Source organism: Paraburkholderia phymatum STM815, from assembly GCF_000020045.1.
Taxonomy (GTDB): Bacteria; Pseudomonadota; Gammaproteobacteria; order Burkholderiales; family Burkholderiaceae; genus Paraburkholderia; species Paraburkholderia phymatum.
On record NC_010623.1, the window covers coordinates 2,664,878 to 2,683,675 of the forward strand.

Annotated in this window: 20 protein-coding genes; 10 read left to right on the forward strand and 10 right to left on the reverse strand. The window is 62.5% G+C overall.

What is annotated here, in order from left to right; all coding sequences use genetic code 11:
* Positions 1-11 precede the first annotated feature (11 nt).
* Positions 12-1,025: a hypothetical protein gene (locus BPHY_RS27565; RefSeq protein ID WP_012404750.1), complete on the reverse strand. Its 1,014-nt coding sequence runs from the start codon at positions 1,023-1,025 to the stop codon at positions 12-14.
* A gap of 121 nt (positions 1,026-1,146) precedes the next feature.
* Here BPHY_RS27565 and BPHY_RS27570 point away from each other — a divergent pair, with 121 nt between their 5' ends.
* The 4 genes from BPHY_RS27570 (at position 1,147) to BPHY_RS27585 (ending at position 3,572) form a co-directional block, all read left to right on the forward strand.
* The gene (locus BPHY_RS27570) at positions 1,147-1,341 is read left to right on the forward strand and encodes a hypothetical protein (protein ID WP_041764858.1); all 195 of its coding nucleotides are present in this window, start codon (positions 1,147-1,149) and stop codon (positions 1,339-1,341) included.
* A 248-nt stretch (positions 1,342-1,589) separates the two neighbouring features.
* A complete protein-coding gene (locus tag BPHY_RS27575) occupies positions 1,590-2,714 on the forward strand; it encodes an extracellular catalytic domain type 2 short-chain-length polyhydroxyalkanoate depolymerase (protein ID WP_244257846.1) in 1,125 nt (374 codons plus the stop codon).
* A gap of 26 nt (positions 2,715-2,740) precedes the next feature.
* The gene (locus tag BPHY_RS27580; protein WP_012404752.1) at positions 2,741-3,301 is read left to right on the forward strand and encodes a hypothetical protein; all 561 of its coding nucleotides are present in this window, start codon (positions 2,741-2,743) and stop codon (positions 3,299-3,301) included.
* Between the two features lie 82 nt (positions 3,302-3,383).
* Positions 3,384-3,572 carry a helix-turn-helix transcriptional regulator gene (locus BPHY_RS27585; RefSeq protein WP_012404753.1) on the forward strand — a complete coding sequence of 63 codons (189 nt, stop codon included), beginning with the start codon at positions 3,384-3,386 and terminating at the stop codon, positions 3,570-3,572.
* A 5-nt stretch (positions 3,573-3,577) separates the two neighbouring features.
* Here the strand turns inward: BPHY_RS27585 and yjfF are convergent, their stop codons facing one another.
* The 6 genes from yjfF to BPHY_RS27615 form a co-directional block, all read right to left on the reverse strand.
* Complete coding sequence (gene yjfF, locus BPHY_RS27590; protein ID WP_012404754.1) at positions 3,578-4,675, reverse strand: galactofuranose ABC transporter, permease protein YjfF; 1,098 nt, start codon at positions 4,673-4,675, stop codon at positions 3,578-3,580.
* Positions 4,672-5,709 (reverse strand): ABC transporter permease, encoded by a 1,038-nt coding sequence (locus BPHY_RS27595; RefSeq protein ID WP_012404755.1) that lies wholly within the window; start codon positions 5,707-5,709, stop codon positions 4,672-4,674. Before BPHY_RS27595 ends, yjfF begins: the two co-directional genes overlap by 4 nt.
* Positions 5,706-7,220 (reverse strand): sugar ABC transporter ATP-binding protein, encoded by a 1,515-nt coding sequence (locus BPHY_RS27600; RefSeq protein WP_041764864.1) that lies wholly within the window; start codon positions 7,218-7,220, stop codon positions 5,706-5,708. Before BPHY_RS27600 ends, BPHY_RS27595 begins: the two co-directional genes overlap by 4 nt.
* Before the next feature lie 96 nt (positions 7,221-7,316).
* Positions 7,317-8,285 (reverse strand): ABC transporter substrate-binding protein, encoded by a 969-nt coding sequence (locus BPHY_RS27605; RefSeq protein WP_012404757.1) that lies wholly within the window; start codon positions 8,283-8,285, stop codon positions 7,317-7,319.
* Positions 8,286-8,786: 501 nt separating this feature from the next.
* Positions 8,787-9,107 carry a TFIIB-type zinc ribbon-containing protein gene (locus BPHY_RS27610; protein ID WP_012404758.1) on the reverse strand — a complete coding sequence of 107 codons (321 nt, stop codon included), beginning with the start codon at positions 9,105-9,107 and terminating at the stop codon, positions 8,787-8,789.
* Positions 9,108-9,178: 71 nt separating this feature from the next.
* Complete coding sequence (locus tag BPHY_RS27615; protein ID WP_012404759.1) at positions 9,179-10,003, reverse strand: TerC family protein; 825 nt, start codon at positions 10,001-10,003, stop codon at positions 9,179-9,181.
* A 150-nt stretch (positions 10,004-10,153) separates the two neighbouring features.
* Here BPHY_RS27615 and BPHY_RS27620 point away from each other — a divergent pair, with 150 nt between their 5' ends.
* Both BPHY_RS27620 and BPHY_RS27625 read left to right on the forward strand, forming a co-directional pair.
* Positions 10,154-11,041 (forward strand): LysR family transcriptional regulator, encoded by an 888-nt coding sequence (locus BPHY_RS27620; protein ID WP_012404760.1) that lies wholly within the window; start codon positions 10,154-10,156, stop codon positions 11,039-11,041.
* A 124-nt stretch (positions 11,042-11,165) separates the two neighbouring features.
* Positions 11,166-11,522, forward strand: a complete 357-nt coding sequence (locus tag BPHY_RS27625) for a hypothetical protein (RefSeq protein WP_012404761.1) — start codon at positions 11,166-11,168, stop codon at positions 11,520-11,522.
* 58 nt (positions 11,523-11,580) lie between these two features.
* On the opposite strand, the gene BPHY_RS27630 is transcribed toward BPHY_RS27625, so the two are convergent.
* Entirely contained in the window at positions 11,581-12,402 is an 822-nt protein-coding gene (locus BPHY_RS27630; protein ID WP_012404762.1) for an SIR2 family NAD-dependent protein deacylase, read from the reverse strand.
* Positions 12,403-12,758: 356 nt separating this feature from the next.
* Between BPHY_RS27630 and BPHY_RS27635 the strand changes: the two genes are divergently transcribed.
* Positions 12,759-13,397: a LysE family translocator gene (locus tag BPHY_RS27635; RefSeq protein ID WP_012404763.1), complete on the forward strand. Its 639-nt coding sequence runs from the start codon at positions 12,759-12,761 to the stop codon at positions 13,395-13,397.
* Between the two features lie 85 nt (positions 13,398-13,482).
* Here BPHY_RS27635 and BPHY_RS43920 read toward each other — a convergent pair whose 3' ends face one another.
* Positions 13,483-13,611 carry a hypothetical protein gene (locus BPHY_RS43920; protein ID WP_279612556.1) on the reverse strand — a complete coding sequence of 43 codons (129 nt, stop codon included), beginning with the start codon at positions 13,609-13,611 and terminating at the stop codon, positions 13,483-13,485.
* Between the two features lie 524 nt (positions 13,612-14,135).
* Here BPHY_RS43920 and BPHY_RS27640 point away from each other — a divergent pair.
* From BPHY_RS27640 to BPHY_RS27650, 3 genes are all read left to right on the forward strand, one after another.
* Positions 14,136-14,939 (forward strand): acetoacetate decarboxylase, encoded by an 804-nt coding sequence (locus BPHY_RS27640; protein ID WP_012404765.1) that lies wholly within the window; start codon positions 14,136-14,138, stop codon positions 14,937-14,939.
* A 66-nt stretch (positions 14,940-15,005) separates the two neighbouring features.
* Positions 15,006-15,788: a 3-hydroxybutyrate dehydrogenase gene (locus BPHY_RS27645; protein ID WP_012404766.1), complete on the forward strand. Its 783-nt coding sequence runs from the start codon at positions 15,006-15,008 to the stop codon at positions 15,786-15,788.
* Positions 15,789-15,798: 10 nt separating this feature from the next.
* Positions 15,799-17,052, forward strand: a complete 1,254-nt coding sequence (locus BPHY_RS27650) for a DUF3734 domain-containing protein (RefSeq protein ID WP_012404767.1) — start codon at positions 15,799-15,801, stop codon at positions 17,050-17,052.
* A 112-nt stretch (positions 17,053-17,164) separates the two neighbouring features.
* Here the strand turns inward: BPHY_RS27650 and BPHY_RS27655 are convergent, their stop codons facing one another.
* A complete protein-coding gene (locus tag BPHY_RS27655; RefSeq protein WP_012404768.1) occupies positions 17,165-18,622 on the reverse strand; it encodes an alkaline phosphatase family protein in 1,458 nt (485 codons plus the stop codon).
* Positions 18,623-18,798 lie beyond the last annotated feature (176 nt).

The window sequence follows — 18,798 nt, forward strand, 5'->3', positions numbered from 1 at the left end:
GTGTCTCGATCTTATAGAGCGCGCATCGCGGCGTCGATATGCAATCCCCCTGGCGGCAGATCGGAGCGGCGAAATCGGACCAAGGCGAACGCGCGCATCTGCGGGGTGACGCCCGGTATGCGCACGAAGTGGAACTCGATTTCGTTGCCGACTTTTGTGTTGCCTTCCTGTACCACGTTCATCATATCGATGCGAATGTGCCGGTTCCGGATATAGACGTAATCGGCTGGCTTGGCGAACACTTCGCAAATGCCCTCGAGTTCATGTTCGACGACATCCGTCGGTGCTCTGAGCGCGGCAAGGCTTTCGGCATTCTGTGCGATCTGTGTCTGCACGTGCATGAGTTCGTCGGCTTCGACTGTCGCTCCGCCGCCCGCGAAAGCTGAGATACCCGTGCCCCGCCGATGCAGCAACGCCACCCGCTCCTGCATCAGCTCGCGCCCGCGCGCGAGCCGTGCGGCGCGCGTGGCGGCCAGCATCGAAAGTCCTTCGAGCGCGAGCTGATCGACCAGCCTGCGTTCGATCTCCTTGCGCAATGCCTGTTCCGTGAGTCCACAGATCCTGACGCGGTGATCGCTGAAACTCAGCGTGGTTTGAGCGACATCATGATGCAGCGTGTCGCCGTCGAGCGCAACGCCCAGTACATGACGCTCGGTCAACGCCATCCCCAGTGTGCCATGCAGATCGACGGCGCCCGGATTCTGATCGAAGAAGGCGCGCACCTCTTCAGAGCGGCCGAACGTATCGGCGATGTCCTCCGGCGTCGCAAAGAACGCTCGCAGGCTCGGGTTCCCGGCCCACGCGTCGGCATTCGCATCGAGCGTGGCGGGCAGCGACGCCATCAGTTCGTCCGTATATTGGAGCGCGGTGCATATCGGCTGCTTCAGCCGCTGCCGGTAGCGGCTCGCCACACCGATGCGCGGATGGATCGCGAGTATGCGCTCGATGGCTTCATCGATACGTGCTGCATCCATCGAAGGCGCGGTCGGCTCATCGCGTTGGAACAGCCTGCGCAAGAAGTTCATTGTCGAATTCTCCTTTTAAGGATGCCGCCGCGACGCTCGTTTTCGAATCAGCATACAGCATGAAAATTCCGTCGCGTGATCTGTCATCCGTACTCTCCTCCGATGAGGCGCGTGGCCCGTCATGGGCGCGGTGCTCGTGCCGATACGCGTCACGCAGAACTCACCTGATCGCGGCAAGGAAGCATTCGGCTGTTTCGAACGGGCTTTCCTGAACGGCCACCGCGCCGCGCAGGACCTCGACTACATTCCGCTACCCCCGGCCGTGGTCCAGGAAATCCGTAGGCAGTTGCATCCGCAGTTCAAGGGCGCACTGTAGAGGCCGGTTGCCACAGCGTGACCGCCCCGTAGCCGATGGCCCGTATGCGCGTTGCAACGGGATGCATGGCGCGTGAAGACAATGCACGCGCCATGCACGCGGCATCGCATTGCCGACCCAGCAGATGAACGCGGACCGCGCATGTCAATCCGCACAATAAAGCGCTTGCTGCACTGCGCAAGCTCGCCTATACCAATAGAGCTTCGCATATGAGGCGCCGCAAAAGGCGGCTGGACAAACGACTTCACGTGTCAAACATCCGAGCGGCCACGATGAACGTCATCGCGCGGCTGCACTACTCGTACGGGGGACATGCAATGGCGAACGAAATCGTTCAACTGCGCGATTACAACGTCAGGAAAGGCGAGAGTTCCGTTTCCGGTTTATCGTCGGGCGCGTTTATGACGGTGCAGCTGCACCTCGCGCATTCGGCCAGCTTTGCGGGCGTCGGCGTCATTGCGGGCGGACCGTTTCGCTGTTCCGAATCGTTTCGCGGCGCGGCGCCGCTGGCAGCCGATGCTTATGTGCAAAGCGCCGAATACATTTGCATGAGCCCGCTGACGCCACAGACGGGACCGAGCGCGCCGCGCCTCGCACAACTCGCGCACGACACCGCGCAGGCGGGCGCGATCGATCCGCTGTCGAATCTCGCGGGCGATCGCGTGTATCTGTTCACCGGCTCGCGCGATACCGTCGTGTATTCGGAAGTCGTGAAGTGCACGCAGCGCTTCTACGAACTGCTCGGCGTCGCGTCCGGCGACATCCTGTTCGACGACACGGTGCCTGCCGGCCACTCGATCCTCACGGACAACCCCGAAGATTCGCTGCTCGCCACCAACCAGCCGCCGTATATCAACCAGGGCGGCTTCATGCAGTCGCACCGGATCCTGCAGCACATCTACTCCGATCTGAAGCCCGCTGCGCAGCAGACGTCGGGCCGCTTGCTGCGCTTCGACCAGACGGAGTTTTTCGGCCATGAAGCGCGTGCCAGCATGGGTGAGTTCGGCTACGCGTACGTGCCGCGTTCCGTCGAAGAAGGTGCATCCGCCCGTGTGCATGTGGTGCTGCACGGCTGCAAGCAGGGCTACAGCTACGTGAACTACGTGTATGGTCGCGCCGATAGCGCGAATCAGGCGCCCTACGGCAACCGCTACATCACGACGACGGGCTACAACCAGCTCGCCGACAGCAACGACATCATCGTGCTGTATCCGCAGGCGACGGGTGCGGACGGCGGCGGCCTGCAAAATCCGGACGGCTGCTGGGACTGGTGGGGCTACACGAGCGACGACCCCGAGCAGCCCGACTACTACTCGCGCGACGCGATTCAGATCAAGGCCCTGTACGGCATGCTGAGCCGGCTTGGCGGCTGACCTCCCTCTTACCTTACGAGCCTTCCATGAACGAAATGACCCTTACGTCCGCGCTGGCGGAGCAGACGGCTGCCTCGCGCGCAACAGCAGCCACAATGGGCGCCGTGACGGCTGCCGCTGCCGTGCAGAAAACCGCGTCTTCCGCCCGCGCCGCCGCGGTCCAGGACACGCTGAAGATGCCCGTGCTGCTCGGCGGCTGGGCTGCGCGTTCGGCCACCAACGGCATCGATACCGCGCGGCTGTTCGCGTTCGGCATTAACCCGGAGACGTGGCGCGAGCTGGCACAGATGCAGCAGGCCATCGTCGAGCGTCTGACCTTGCAGCAGCAGTCGTGGATGCAAGGCTGGGCCGCGTGGAATCGCGAGCGTGCGGAAATCCGCGGTGCGAACACGGTGACGAAACTGGTCGAGCAGGAGTTCAACCTGATCGCGCAGATCGGGCAACTGTTCATCGACCAGACCACGAACCTCATCGCACTTCAGGAGAATATCGAGGTGTCGTACGCGTACTGGCTCAATCAGAAGCTGGGGGCGCTATCTTCCACGGCTGGCGTCCAGACGCCCGTCGCGTCCGTCGCGCGAGCGTAATCGCGAAGCTCGCACGTTGCGGTGCATCGCAGCGCAGGCGCAAGAGCCGAATGAGGGAAGCGAAACGGCGAGGCGTTATGCCATGTGCTGGAAATTGCAGGCGGCGCTCACGCAAGTGCAGGATACGAACGCGTCGCGGGCCGAACGCGCGACGCGGCTCGTTTACCACTCCCACGCTGCGTTCAACTGCGCGTTCAAGCGGATCGTCGGCGTGTCGCCAGCTTCATACGCCATGCAGCCCGACGATGCAGCGCTGCCGCGGGCCGACTGACGCATTCACGACTGCTTCAACGTCGTCGGGCTCATCTTCGCGAGATCGATGGTGCTCGTGCTGTGCGCAGGCGCGGGCTTGTCGGCCGGCTTCGTCACGTTGGCGCCGAGCCCCGTGCCGTTCGACTTGCGCCGCGCAGCATGCCGCTCGATGATCCGTTGCAGCAGACAGAATGCGCACAACAGCGTACCGATCACGATACGCGTCCACCACGAACTGAGCGTGCCGTCGAACGTGATCAGCGTCTGGATCGTGCCCAGAATGCCGACGCCGAACACCGAGCCGATCACATACCCGACGCCGCCCGTCAGCAGCGTGCCGCCGATCACGGTCGCCGCGATCGCATCGAGTTCCATGCCCTGCGCCTGCAGTCCGTAGCCGGACAGCACGTACAGCGTGAACACGAAGCCGCCCAGCGCCGAGCAAAAGCCGCTCAATGCATACACGCCGATCCGGGTGCGCGCGACGGGCAGCCCCATCAGCAGCGCGGAGCGCTCGTTGCCGCCGAGCGCATAGACGTTGCGCCCGAAACGCGTGAAGTGCGCGACGTAGATCGCCACGGCCAGTGTCAGCAGTGCAATCAGCGCACCGGATGTCAGCGACCCGCCGCCGATCGGCACGCTGAAGCCCGCCATCGCGTGAAAAGTCGATTCGTTGATCGTGATCGACTGCGTAGTGATCAGGAAGCATGCGCCGCGCGCGAGAAACATCCCCGCCAGCGTGACGATGAACGGCTGCAGGCGGAAGAAATGGATGAGTGCGCCCATCGCTGCACCGTACAGCGTGCCGAACGCGAGCACCAGCGGCGCGATCACCCACACGGGCCAGTGCAGACGCTCGGCGCAGATCGCGCAGAGTATCGTCGTCAGTGCGACGACGGAGCCGACGGACAGATCGATGCCGCCCGACACGATCACGAACGTCATGCCGATTGCGACGATCAGCAGGAACGCGTTGTCGACGAGCAGGCCGAGCAGCACCTGCAGCGAAAAGAAGCCCGTATACATCACGGAGCCGAAGCCGAACAGCACCGCGAACAGCACGACGGTCACGACGATGGGAAGCGTGCGCGGATCGAGCAGCCGGCCGAGCATGGTATTCATTGTGGAGTCCCGGTAAGCGGTTTCGACTTTGCAAATGCAAGCGCGCGCATCAGTTGCCGCAGCAGCAGTGCGCGCGCGACGCTCGACTGGATCACACTGACAATCAGCACGACGATCGCCTTGACGACGAGCGTCGCTTCAGGCGGCACGCCGATCGAGTACGTGGTGTACGTGAGCGTCTGGATGATCAGCGCGCCGAGCACGGTGCCCGCAAGACTGAAGCGTCCGCCGAGCAGCGACGTGCCGCCGAGCGTCACGGCGAGAATCGCATCGAGCTCGAGCAGCAGGCCCGCGTTATTGCCGTCGGCGCTGCGCACGTTGGAACTTGCAAGGATGCCCGCGATCGCGGCCGTCAAGCCCGAGAACAGATAGACGCCGAACACGATCGCACTCGAGCGCAAGCCGACCAGCCGCGTCGCCGCCGGATTGACGCCGATCGCGCGGATGAACAGGCCCAACGCCGTGCGATCGACGAGCAGCGCCGTCGCGAGCGTCACGCCGAGCGCGATCCACACGGAGCACGGCACGGTGGCCAGATAGCCGCCGCCGAACACGAGATAACCGGGTGCGCCGATGGGAATGATCTGCCCGCCCGTCAGCAGCTGCGCGACGCCGCGTCCCGCGACCATCAGGATCAGCGTCGCGATGATCGGCTGCATGCCGACGAACGCGACCAGCATGCCGTTCCAGATACCCGCCAGCACGCCGACCACCAGCGCCGCGCCGAGCGCCGTGCCGATGCGCGTCGGATCGTCCGCGAGCACGACGGCGGCCGCCGCACCCGCAATCGCGACGATCGCGCCGACGGAAATGTCGATGCCGCGCGTCGCGATCACGAGCGTCATCCCAAGCGACACGATCACGAGCGGCGCAGCGCGATTGAGAATGTCGATGGGCGCGCCGAACAGATGTCCGTCGAGCAGCGTGATCGACAGAAAGTTTGCGCGATGCGCGACATCGATCGCGAACAGCGCGACGAGCGTCAGCACGGGCCACACCAGCTGATGCCTGAATACCGCCTGAATCTGCTTCATTCATTCGCTCCCGCGATCAACCGGTAGACCTGATCTTCCGAAACCGCGCTGCCCGTCACGTCCGCAACCTTGCGCCGATCGCGCAGCACCGCGATGCGATGGCTCACGCGCACGACCTCGCTGACTTCCGACGAAATGAACAGGATCGCGAGGCCCTTCGTGCACAACGCGAGTACGCGGTCCATGATTTCGAACTTCGCCGCGACGTCGATGCCGCGCGTTGGCTCGTCGAGTATCAGCATCTTCGGCTCGGTGGCGAGCCAGCGCGCCAGCACGACTTTTTGCTGGTTGCCGCCCGACAGCAGGCCGATGGGCTGCTCGGCGTCCTGCGCCTTGATGCCGAGGCGTTCGATATAGGTATCGGCGATCTCGCGCTGCTTTTTTCGGCTGATCGCGCGCAGCCAGCCGCGCCGCGCCTGCAGCGCGAGGATGATGTTCTCGCGGATCGACAGCGCGGCGACGATGCCCTCCTTCTTGCGGTCTTCCGGGCAATAGCCGATGCCGTGCCGAACCGCGTCGTGCGGCGAACTGAGCTTCGTGTTCTTGCCGTCGACGCTGATCGTGCCCGCATCCGCCCTGTCGACGCCGAACAGCAGCCGGGCCGTCTCCGTGCGGCCCGAGCCGAGCAGGCCCGCGAGGCCGAGTATCTGGCCGGGCTGCACGTCGAGGTCGATGGGATTCATCACGCCGCGGCGCGCAACGCCTTGCATCGACAGGAACGGCGCGGCGCCCGCGCGCTGCTGCGGTGTGTCGGGCGCACCGCCTTTGAGGCGCTCCGACATCCGGTTATGGCCGACCATCTTCGCAACGAGCGCTTCGACGGGCAGATCATGCGCGAGATATTCGCCCTCGCGCACGCCATTGCGCATGACCGTGATGCGGTCGGAGATCGCATACGTCTGCTCGAGAAAGTGCGTGACAAACAGAATCGCGATGCCTGTCTGCCTGAGATTGCGCAGCACGTCGAAGAGCCGCGCGACTTCGCCGTCGTCCAGGCTCGACGTCGGCTCGTCGAGAATCAGCACGCGCGCTTTCACCGACATCGCACGCGCAATCGCCACCATCTGCTGCACGGCGATCGGGTACGCGTCGAGCGACTTGGTGACGTCGAGCGACACGTTCAGTTCCGCCAGCGCCGCTTCCGAGCGCGCGTGGATCGCTTTCCAGTCGATCGCGCCGCGCCGCTTCGGCTGGCGGCCCGCAAAGATGTTCTCGGCGACGGAGAGATTCGGGCACAGGTTGATTTCCTGGTACAGCGTCTGGATGCCCGCCGCTTCCGCTTCGAGCGGCGTCGCGAAGCGCACGGGCTCGCCCGCGAGACGGATCTCGCCCGCGTCCTGCTCGTGCACACCTGTGAGTACGTTGATGAGCGTCGATTTGCCCGCGCCGTTCTGGCCCATCAACGAATGGATTTCGCCGGGAAAAAGACGGAAGTCGACGCCCGACAGCGCCTTCACGCCCGGAAAGGTCTTGCTGATACCGAGGGTTTCGAGTAATGGTTGTGCGGCCATATGCATGACACAAGCGGCGTGACGCGATGACTTCATGGAAATCCGGCGCGCGCCGTCTGCCAGGCGCGCCGGACGACTCGTGCGGCTATCCGCCCATCAGTACTTGCGCTGCGGCAGAATCTGCGCGGCGACGCTCATCGGGAACACGGTCTCGTTGGTCACGATGCGCTTGGGCAGCTGCTTGCCCGCGACCACGTCCTTGACGGCCGTCATCAGTTGCGGCCCGAGCAGCGGGCTGCACTCGACATCGACGTTGATCTTGCCGGCGATCATCGCTTCGAAGCCGCCCTTGGTCGCGTCGAACGACACGACGCTCACGTCCTTGCCGGGCTTGATGCCCGCTTCTTCCATCGCCTGGATCGCGCCGAGCGCCATGTCGTCGTTATGCGCGTAGACGACGTTGATCTGCTTGCCGTAGGTCTTCGCGAACGCCTCCATCACCTGCTTGCCTCCCGCGAGCGTGAAGTCGCCGCTTTGCGACGCGATGATCTTGAACTTCGGATCGTTCTTGATCACTTCCATCAGGCCCGCATGACGGTCGTTGGCAGGCGCCGAACCGACCGTGCCCTGCAGCTCGGCGATGTTGATCGGGCCCGCTTCGTTCTTGTAGCGCTCTTCGAGCCAGCGTCCTGCGCGGCGGCCTTCTTCGAGGAAGTCCGAGCCGATCATCGTCACGTACAGCGAGGTATCTTTCACGTCGATGGAACGGTCGGTGAGAATGACGGGGATCTTCGCGTTCTTCGCCTCCGTCAGCACGGGTTCCCAGCCGGACTCGACGACGGGCGAGAACGCGATCACGTCCACCTTCTGCGCGATGAACGAGCGGATTGCCTTGATCTGGTTTTCCTGCTTCTGCTGCGCGTCCGAGAACTTCAGGTTGATGCCGGCATCCTTTGCTGAGGTTTTCACCGATACGGTATTCGCAGTGCGCCATGCGCTTTCTGCACCGACCTGCGAAAAGCCCAAGGTGATCTGCTTGTCCCCGGCAAAGCTGTTGACGCTGGCAGCGACGGTGAGCGCCGCTCCGACGAGCAGGCCGGCGATCAGACGCGTGGCGACTTTCATGTGTTGTCTCCGATGTGGTTGTTTTTCCAGGCACTGCTTTCTGCGTGCGCGACAACAGCCCCTGACGCGACGACGAACGCATGCGCCAACTCTTGCTGCAAAACAGGCAACTGACAATCGATCTGGAAAACGTCGTCCGAAAAGACTCCGGTACGGGTGTGCGCTCGTGACGGACACCCTGCGCGCGGCGCACGCCCCCGACTCCACCGAGGTTGCATTTCGCGCATCCGACTTTTACTTATAGCCAAACTATATGTTTGACGTCGCTCGCTTTCGATTAGCGTTTTCCCCAACGTTCGGAGCACAAAACGTCATTCTGTATGGGATGACAACGCCGCTCGCACGCCGTCTTTTCCCACGTTTTAGGCAGATAAGGAAAACTAATCTGGTGGCCTGGCGCATATGGGGCGCCTACTTCAATGCGCCGTCCCGTCCATCTCCTAGATATTTATAGTAATACTATACGGCCAACCAGCGGCCCCATTTATGGCGCATAGCGGCTCAGTCGAAGGCGAACATATCGAACAGCGTTTTCTTCCTGCGCCGCGGATCGTCGTGCTTGCGGCGATCGTCGTCGTATGAGTCCCGACGGCGCCCCCACGGCTGTTCTCGCCTCGCGTCGTGCCCGTGCCCGTGCCCGTGCCCGTGCTCGTGCTGGCGGCTATGGCGCGCGGGCGCCGCGTCGTCCTGCATACGCTCGAGCAGCTTGTCGAGTTCGCCGCGGTCGAGCCACACGCCACGGCAGTTCGGGCAGTAGTCGATCTCGACGCCTTGACGCTCGGTCATCAGGAGATCGGGGGTCTTGCAGACGGGGCATTTCATTGCATCTCCTCTTTACTCATATGCAGGGCGCCTTTCGCAGGCGCCCGACAACTCCACCTGAAACGCTTCCTTCAGCTGGAGACAGCCGAACCGTCCGTGCGGGATCTCGCGGAACTCACGCCAGCCGCATGGTCCACGTCGTCGCCCGTCAGTTTCAACTCGCGCCGGAGCTTACGGCGGCGCGCCAGCATGTTCATGCCTTCGACAAAGCCCGCAAAAGCCATCGCCGCGTAGATATAGCCCTTCGGTACGTGCGAGCCGAAACCTTCGGCAATCAGCGTCATCGCGATCACCATCAGGAAGCTGAGCGCGAGCGTGACGATGGTCGGATTGCGTTCGATGAACTTCGACAACGGACGCGCCGCGAAGAGCATCGCCGTGACGGCCGCAATCACCGCAATGAACATGATGGGCAGGTGATCCGTCATGCCGACGGCCGTGATGATGCTGTCGACGGAAAACACGAGGTCGAGCAGGAGGATCTGCCCGATGGCCGCCGTCACCGTCAAGCCCCCGACGCCCAGCGCGGGATTCGACGCCTCCGCGGCATCGCGGCTCACATGATGGTGCATTTCGCGCGTGGCCTTCCACACGAGGAACAGGCCGCCGGCTAGCAGAATCAGGTCGCGCCACGAAAACGCATGTTCGAACACCGACAACACGGGCTCGGTCAAACGCGCGATCCACGCGACCGTGCTCAACAAGCCGAGCCGCATCACCAGCGCCAGCATGATGCCGATGCGTTGGGTCCGCGCGCGCTGTGCCTCAGGCAGCTTATTGCTGAGAATGGAAATGAAGATCAGATTGTCGATGCCGAGCACGACCTCCATCACGACGAGTGTCACGAGTGCGGCCCATGCAGCGGGATCGGCGACGAGTGTCAATAAGGAATCCATTTGCGTGCGTTGTTCGTTGTTGTCCGGTTGAAATACACACGGCTGATTCGCGCGTCACAGCCGGTAGAGCGCATGATCGCCCGGCAGAGAATTCTGAAAAACCAGTGATAAGCTGATAGTCAATTCGGTTTTTTCGAACTGAGACCTCACATGCTCAACTATCGGCACTTGCACTATTTCTGGGTCGTCGTGAAAGAAGGCGGCTTTGCACGCGCCGCCGAACGGCTCGATATGGCGGTTCAGACCATCAGCGCGCAGGTGCGCGAACTGGAGAGATCGCTGGGGCATCAATTGCTGAAGCCGGCAGGACGCGGAGTCTCGATGACGGAAGCGGGACAGGCGGCCTACGCGCGCGCGGAAGAGATTTTTCAGCTTGGGCGCGCGCTGCACGATGACGTGCATGAGGCGGCGAGCGGCAAAGTCGCGCGCTTTGCCGTCGGGTTGACGGACGGCATTTCGAAACTGGCCGTCCATGCGATTCTCGCGAACGTGCTCGGCACGCCCTCGTTAAGGCTGCTCTGCCACGAAGGCGAAGCGGAAGATCTGCTGGCGGAACTCGCGCATCACCATCTGGACCTCGTGTTGTCCAGCCAGCCCGCGCCGCATAATTCGAACCTGCGTCTGTCCAGCGAACGTCTGATCGCTTCGCCGATCGACTGGTATGGCCCCGCCTCCATTGTCCGCAAGACGCATATCGACCATTTTCCGCAGAGCCTCACGTCGTTGCCTGTGTTGCTGCCGACGGGGCACTCGTCGCTGCGCTCGCGGCTCGACCGCTGGCTCGAAGCGGAAGGCATCAGGCCGGGCATCGCAGGTGAGTTCGAAGACAGTGCGTTGATGGCGCTGTTCGCGTCACGCGGCATGGGCGTGTTTCCGCTCGCCGCCTTCGGCGCGGAGCGCAACGATCCGATGCATCGCGGCTTGCGCTGGCTCGGCCGCTCGCCCGACGTGAAGGAGGAAATTCACGCAATCGTATCGCGGCGCGGACGACATCATCCTTTGACGCAAAAGGTGCTGGGCGCGATGGCGCATGGCTGAGTGCGGCCGAGCGCGTCTGACTCAGGAGGTTCGGTTTTTCCGAACCTGGAGTCCCAGTATTTCTGCTTTTTCCGACACGACTTCTCGCCGTAATCTTGAGTCGTACCCACGAAGGAGGTGTCTCATGCAAGTCCTGTTCAAGTCCCGCGACCGTGAAGCCGTCCGTATGCGCAGCTTTGCTCGCCAACGCATCCGCTTCGTGTTTCGCCGCATGGACTGGCTCATTTCGAAGGCGACCGTCAGTCTGTCCGACATCAACGGCCCGCGTGGCGGACTCGACAAACGCTGCCAGGTGCAAGTGCAGACGCCCGATGCGACGCCCGTCGTCGTCACATCGATTGCACGAGACTGGCGCGGCGCGCTCGAACTGGCGTTGGCTCGCGCGGCGCGTTCCATCGTACGCAGGCAGCAGGCGCGCGTCGATGCGCGGCGCGTCAGTCAGCGCGAGCCGGCGTGGTCCGCGCAACCCGATGCCGTTTAAGCCGTTGCGCGACGGGGTGCGGAAGGCAGGACGGCATCGCCGGGCGCGATGCCGTTCGCTACTCCCTCATCGCACGATCGAGCAGCGCCAGGCCCTCGACCCCGCCTCGCGCCAGTCCAATGCCGTGATGCGGCGCGATGCCGAAATCGCGTGGATTGATGCGGATCACGCGTGGGCCGTTTTGCTCGCTGAAATACCGCACAGTCGGGATCGCCTTGCCAGCGCCGATCTCGATCACGACGAGTTGCTCGACCGTCGACAGCCATGTGTGCAGACGCGCTTCCTGCGCCTCGGTGCGCAACGCGATCCAGTCATAGTCGCCGAACATCAGGATGTTGGGCCGCGCAACCGCGCCGCATTGGGGGCAGCGCGGCAGTTCGCTCATGAGCTCGCAGGTCGACTCGTCGACGACGGGCTGCACGATGTCCGCACTCCATAGCCCGTCTTGGCAGACTTCCGAGCATTGCAGCACGTGAATCGAGCCGTGGCATTCGGCCACCGACGCAGCGTCGAACCCCGCCGACTGAAACTGCCCGTCGACGTTGCTGGTGAATGCAGCGATGCCGCGCGGCATGGTTTCGGCCCAGCGGCGCAACATGTCGAATCCCCGATGCGGCACGGTGCGCCGATAGAGATCGAGCCGGTGCCCATAGAAGCCCCAGCATAGCCGGGGATGCAGCGCCATCACGCGTGGATTGGCCATGTCCTGAAAGGTCAGGCGGTGCTGCTTCAATGCCGGATACGCGCGCCAGAAGCCTTCCGCGCCGCGATAATCGGGCAAGCCCGAATCGACGCCCATCCCTGCGCCTGCCGTCACGAGCAGGCCATCCGCTTCGCGCAGCCAGGAGACGGCGCGCCTGATACGTTCGTTTTCGTCCATCGCGCTACTCTAGCAACTCGCCCGACAATCGTCTCGCCAGCGGCGTGCTGCGCATCGAAGAACGGCGTCGCGCTGCGCGTACATGCGCAGACCCGCTGGGGCCGTTCTCTCTGCATGCCGGGATTCCGCTTATTCTTCGACGCGATGATCGGCTACGGCACGCGTCGAAAGATAAAACGCAACGCCACCCTGCTGATGTTGCGCGCTGTATCAGGCGCTTGGGCCGAACGGACGCGTATGCGCCTTGTCGCGCGCGTTGCAGAGGTTTTGGGTTGCCTCTATCCTTGCGGCACACGTCCACCCATCGTCACGCCATTTGTCTTTGCGCCGGAACGCGCCATCAAGGAGACCATTCGATGTCTGCATCCGCTGCCGTATTTGCCATTCTCGTCGCGTTGTTGCTTGGCGCGATGATTCCCGGCCCGAGTTTCGTTCTCGTCGCGCGAAACTCGATCGGCCTGTCTCGCGGCGACGGACTGTCAACGGCCCTGGGAATGGGCATTGGCGGGATTTTCTTCGGCGGCATTGCGCTGGCCGGGCTTTATACGCTGCTGGCCGCCGTCGAATGGCTGTATATCGGCCTCAAAGTAGCGGGCGGCTTGTATCTGATCTATATGGCGTCGAAGATCTGGCGTGGCGCGGCACACCCTGTGGCGATGGACAATTCCGGCGCAGCGCGCAGCCGCAGCGCTCGCAAGTCGTTCTGGATCGGCTTGTCGACGCAGCTCAGCAACCCGAAGACGGCCATCTGGTACGGCAGTATCTTCGCGGCGCTGTTGCCGCAACATCCGCCAGTGTGGTGCTATGTCGTGCTGCCGCCGTTGGTCTTCGCGGTCGAATTCGGCTGGTACTCGGTTGTGGCGCTGTGCTTTTCGAGCCGGAAGCCGCGCGAAATCTATTTGCGCGCGAAGATCGGGATCGACCGGATCGCGGCATGCGCAATCGCGGCGCTTGGGCTGCGGCTCGTCTTTGCTGCAAATAAGGCGGGCATCTGAATGACCGACGGCGCGGCGCCGCGAAAGGCGCCCAATGGAACAAAGGGGAGTACGAAATCGTACTCCCCTTTTTGATGCGATTTGCTTAGCGGCGATACGCTTCAGCGAGGACGGCGCAGTGCTGCAGATGCAAGTCGACGGCGCGGATCGCGAGTTCGCGCAGACGCGAAAGCCAGTTCGTGGACGGGGCTGCAGCGCTCGTAGCTTGTTGCATGGCGGACTCCTTATGAGGGTAACACCCTAGGTAATAACCCTAGTATATACCCCAATATGTCGCGCCGCAACAAATCATCAAAAATCCGCCAGCAGGCCTCTTGCGATTGCCCGTCACCCAATGTATCGGCGTGCAGACGGGTGGCGCCCCTCTCTTCGCTTACATTCTGCTGAGCATCCTCTCGATGCGCCGTCAACTTTTGCCACGCGCAAGCCTTTGCTTAGTTCAACAATCAATCTCTTCCGATTTACATTCGCGCAAACTTTCCGATGGCTTTGCACGCAACAACGCAGCATCGGTCGCATGTCATGCGTGTTTCCCTTGTGCGTCAGCGACATGTCACTTACGTCAACAGGCCATGTCGATTTTCACAATGATTGACCGTTTATTGAATCAGCCTGAAAGGCTCGCCCACTGTTGCGCGTAGACCAACGGTGTATTGGGCAAATTAATGTGATCCGAAAAAGGCTTTTGCTCTAACATTCGCCGTGCTCCAACAACGCCCAATGCCTAAGAGGAAGTTCATGGACATCCAATCGATCCGGCAATCCGCATTCGCGATGCCTGTTCATAATCCCGCCTACCCTCGCCCTCCGTTCCGATTTCTTAATCGCGAGTACTTCATCATTTCGTACGAAACGGATCTGGATGCGTTGCGCGCCGTCGTGCCCGAACCTCTGAAACCCGAAAACGCGCTCGTTCATTACGAGTTCATTCGCATGCCGGATTCGTCGGGCTTCGGCGACTATACGGAAAGCGGCCAGGTGATCTCCGTGCGCGACACGGAAGGACGTCTTGCGAATTACACGCACTCGATGTACCTCGACGACGAAGGCCCGATTGCGGGCGGCCGTGAGATCTGGGGCTTTCCGAAAAAGCTTGCGCGGCCGAAGCTTGGCGTCGACGGCAACGATACGCTGCTCGGCACGCTTGACTATGGCACACAACGCATCGCAACGGGCACGATGGGCTACAAGCATCGCATGCTCGATATCGAAGCCGAGCGCGCAAAACTCGCCGACACGCCGAACTATCTGCTCAAGGTGATTCCGCATGTCGACGGCTCGGCGCGCATTTGCGAACTCGTGCGCTTCTATCTGCGCGACGTGACCGTGTCAGGCGCATGGAGCGGCCCCGCAGCGCTCGAACTGCATCCGCACGCGCTCGCGCCGATTGCCGATCTGCCCGTGAAGCGCGTCGTCGGTGCGCGCCATGTGATCGCGAATCTCACGCTGGATATCGGCGAAGTCGCTTTCGACTATCTCGCGCCTGCTGACATGCAGACTGCAAGGAAGTCGAATGACGACGCGCTCGAACTCGCTGTGTGAGCGTTCCAGATCGGCGCGTGAGATTAACGCTTCAAACAGGCTTTCCAACTATCGAAGGGAACAGAGATGGCACTGCAAAACAAAGTCGCGCTCGTGACGGGCGCAGCAAGCGGCATCGGCGAACAATGCGCGCGCAAGCTCGCGAGCCTCGGCGCAGCCGTAGCGATCGCCGACCTGAATCTGGATAACGCGCAGAAAGTCGCGTCGAGCATCGTCGAAGCGGGCGGCAAGGCAATTGCCGTTGCGATGGACGTGACGAACGAAGAAGCGGTCAATGCGGGCATCGAGCGCACGGTAAAAGAACTCGGCAGCATCGACGTGCTCGTGTCGAACGCGGGTATTCAGATCGTCGCGCCGATCGAAGCGTACGCATTCGCCGACTGGAAGAAGATGCTCGCGATTCATCTGGACGGTGCGTTCCTCACTACCAAGGCTGCCATCAGGCACATGTACGACAGCGATCGCGGCGGCTCGATCGTCTATATGGGCTCGGTGCACTCGCACGAAGCGTCGAAGCTGAAATCCGCCTACGTCACCGCGAAGCACGGCCTGCTCGGCCTCGCCCGCGTGGTCGCAAAGGAAGGCGGTCCGCGCGGCGTGCGCGCCAACGTCGTGTGCCCCGGCTTCGTGCGCACGCCGCTCGTCGACAAGCAGATTCCCGAGCAGGCAAAGGCGCTCGGCATCAGCGAAGAAGAAGTCGTGAAGAACGTGATGCTAAAGGAAACCGTCGACGGCGAATTCACGACGGTCGATGACGTCGCCAACACCGTTGCCTTCCTCGCGGGCTTCGAATCGTCGGCGTTGACTGGTCAATCGGTGATCGTCAGCCACGGCTGGTCGATGAAATAAGGAGCGACGCATGCGCAGCGACACAAAGAAAATCAGCGCACAACGGGAGCCATTTGTGTTGCCGCGCTACGACGAGATCGCGCTCGTGCTGCAAGGCGGCGGCGCGCTCGGCTCTTATCAGGCGGGCGTCGTTGAAGGCCTCGCGGAAGCGAAGGTCGAGCCCGACCGGATCGCGGGCGTGTCGATCGGCGCGCTCAACACGGCGATCGTCGCGGGCAATGCGCCGGAACATCGGGTCGATGCATTGCGCGGTTTCTGGAACACAATCTGCCATCCACTCGACTGGGTAGGCAGCATCGGCGCGTGGGCGCTGCCCGGTCTCGGCATGCATGATCTCTCGCGCAAGTGGGCGAGCATGTGGGCGGCGGGCCGCGCGTTGACGGAAGGCCAGCCGGGCTTCTTCGCACCGCGCTTTCCGCTGCCGATGGCGGGTCTCGGCAAACTGGACCCGAACCACGTCAGCTACTACGACACAGCCGCGCTCAAGGCGACGCTGTTGCGATACGCCGATTTCGACCGCATCAACGACGGCGCGATTCATGTGTCAGTCGGCGCAGTGAATGTGCGCACGGGCAATCTCACCTACTTCGACAACCGCAAGATGCGCCTTGCGCCCGAGCATTTCATGGCGTCAGGCGCGTTGCCGCCGGGCTTTCCCGCCGTCGAGATCGAAGGCGAATACTATTGGGACGGCGGTCTCGTGTCGAATACGCCGCTCACGGAAGTGCTGCGCGATTCCGATCACAAGGACACACTGGTTTTCCAGGTGGATTTATGGAGCGCGCTCGGCAATGCACCTGGCGATTTCCTGGACATCTCGGAGCGCGCCAAGGACATCCAGTATTCGAGCCGCACGCGTGCAATCACCAACATGCTTGCCGAGCAGCAGAAGCATGCGCGCTTCATCAAGGAACTGCTCGAACACGTGCCCACCTCGGTGTTGAAAGCGGACCCGCTGTTCCGTTTAGCCGAAGAAGCCGCGGACGGCAGCGCAATCAACGTCGTGCATCTGATCTACAGGAACAAGCCTTACGAAGGGCATTACAAGGACTACGAGTTCAGCATGGACACGATGCTCGAACACTGGCAAAGCGGTCTCGACGACATCCGCGATTCGTTCTCGCATCGCGACTGGTTCGACGTGCCGAGCCGCGAGCAGGGCTTCGTCACGCATGACGTCCATCGACCTGCCGGCACCGTGCCGCAGTCCGACAAGGCCCCCGTCGAAACGGAAACTGGCAAGCGCCGGAAGGAAGCCGCCTGAGCGGTCACATCGTTCGAAGCAATACGCTGCTGTGATTTGCGGCTCCGCGACACACGTGACGGAGCCGCCATTGTTATTGAGCGATGCAGATGCCGTGCATATCGCGCAGAAATTACATGCCGCCCGGGAAGCCTAGCGCGGTTGCTTTCGCCCGGAGATCTGCAAACCGTCCGCCGGGCGCGTTGGCCGTCGGTTCGGAGGCGGCAGTGGACGGAATCTGCTGGCTGTGATCGACGCCGCCAAGGCCGGGGATGACGCCTGCAACCGAGCACGCGACGCCGAACGTGCCTTGTGTCACTGCAATCGCGGGTGCGTCGGTTCGCGCAGCGTCGCTGAAATCGAGCGCGTAGGCCATATTGAAGGTGGTCGCGTCGCTCGCCCGCACACCGAGCGGATCGAGACCGAAACGCCATGCCAGCAGTTGATGAATTGAGCTGGGATCGAACGGATAGCGCGAGACGAAATTGGCGCGCACGCGCGGCCCGAACAGCATGCACGGCACACGGAAGCCCAGGCGCCCATCGTTGCCAACGGTATGCTCCGCCGTCGACACGGGCTTGACGGGCGGAACCACATGCTCCATAAAGCCGCCCCATTCGTCATACACGAGAATCATCAGCGTCTTGCTCCAGTTCGGACTGGTGCGCAGCGCGTCGTAGATCCGGCCGAGCAGCACCTGTCCGTTGCGCACGTCCGCATGCGGATGATCGTCGTTCGATGTGCCCTGCGCTTCCCCCCCGAAACTCGGATCGATCATGCAGAACGACGGCAGATTGCCGGCGGCGGCATCGGCAAGGAACTCAGCGAACAGCCGGGAGCGGCCGACATAGCGCGAGCCGTAGAGCGAGGTGAACGGGACATCGTGGAAGTAATACGTCGACGAAATGTTCTTCGCGTCGAGCCGGTCCCAGATGGTCGGCAGCGAAGACGTATCCACAGTGTCATTGAGGCGGTCGGTCTCGCCGCTGTGCAGATAAAGACGGTTCGGAAACGTGGCGGACAGAATGCCGCTCATGTAGTAATCGCAAACGGTGTATTGCGTGACAGCCCCGCGGTAGAAGTCGAGATCGGCCGCGCCGAAATAGCCGATGGGCAGCAGGTCGCCGCGCGTGATGCTCGTGCCGGGCGTCAGTAGAAAGCCGTTCATCGCACCATTCGCGAGGTGAACGCGCCCTGCCTCGTACATATGGTTCGGGTCGGAGAACGAGCATGCCTGGAATCCGTATGACGCATTCGACGTCAAGCCGAACGACGTTTGCTTTTGACCGAAAGCGTCGGTGAACTGGCGCGTCTGCTGATGTTCGGCATTCGGTACCCAACCGAACATATGATCGAACGACCGGTTCTCCATCGTGACGAGGACGATGTGATCGACGCCCGACGTGGCAGGATCGGGCAAGGCAGGCCGCGGCAGGTTCGCCCGATCGGGCGGGAGGCCGCTCGTCGCACCCGTGCTGCCTGACGATCCGCCCCCTCCGCCACAAGCCGACAACGCCACACTGCCGGCAAGCGCCGCCAGGATCTTGCGACGGGTGGGATCGGGTAAATTCGAAGACTGATCATCGCTCATGGCTTTTACCTCCCTTGTTTGACTGTCGCTCCCGTCGCCGTCGCCTGATCGTTCGGCCGAGTGAGTCCGAGTGAGCGTTTGTTAGCACTTCGCGTACCCGTGGTGACGGTCCCGCTTGCGCTGCAGCGCAGCGTGCGTCTCGCGCGGCGCGCGGTCCGTTCGCGAAACGCTGGGAG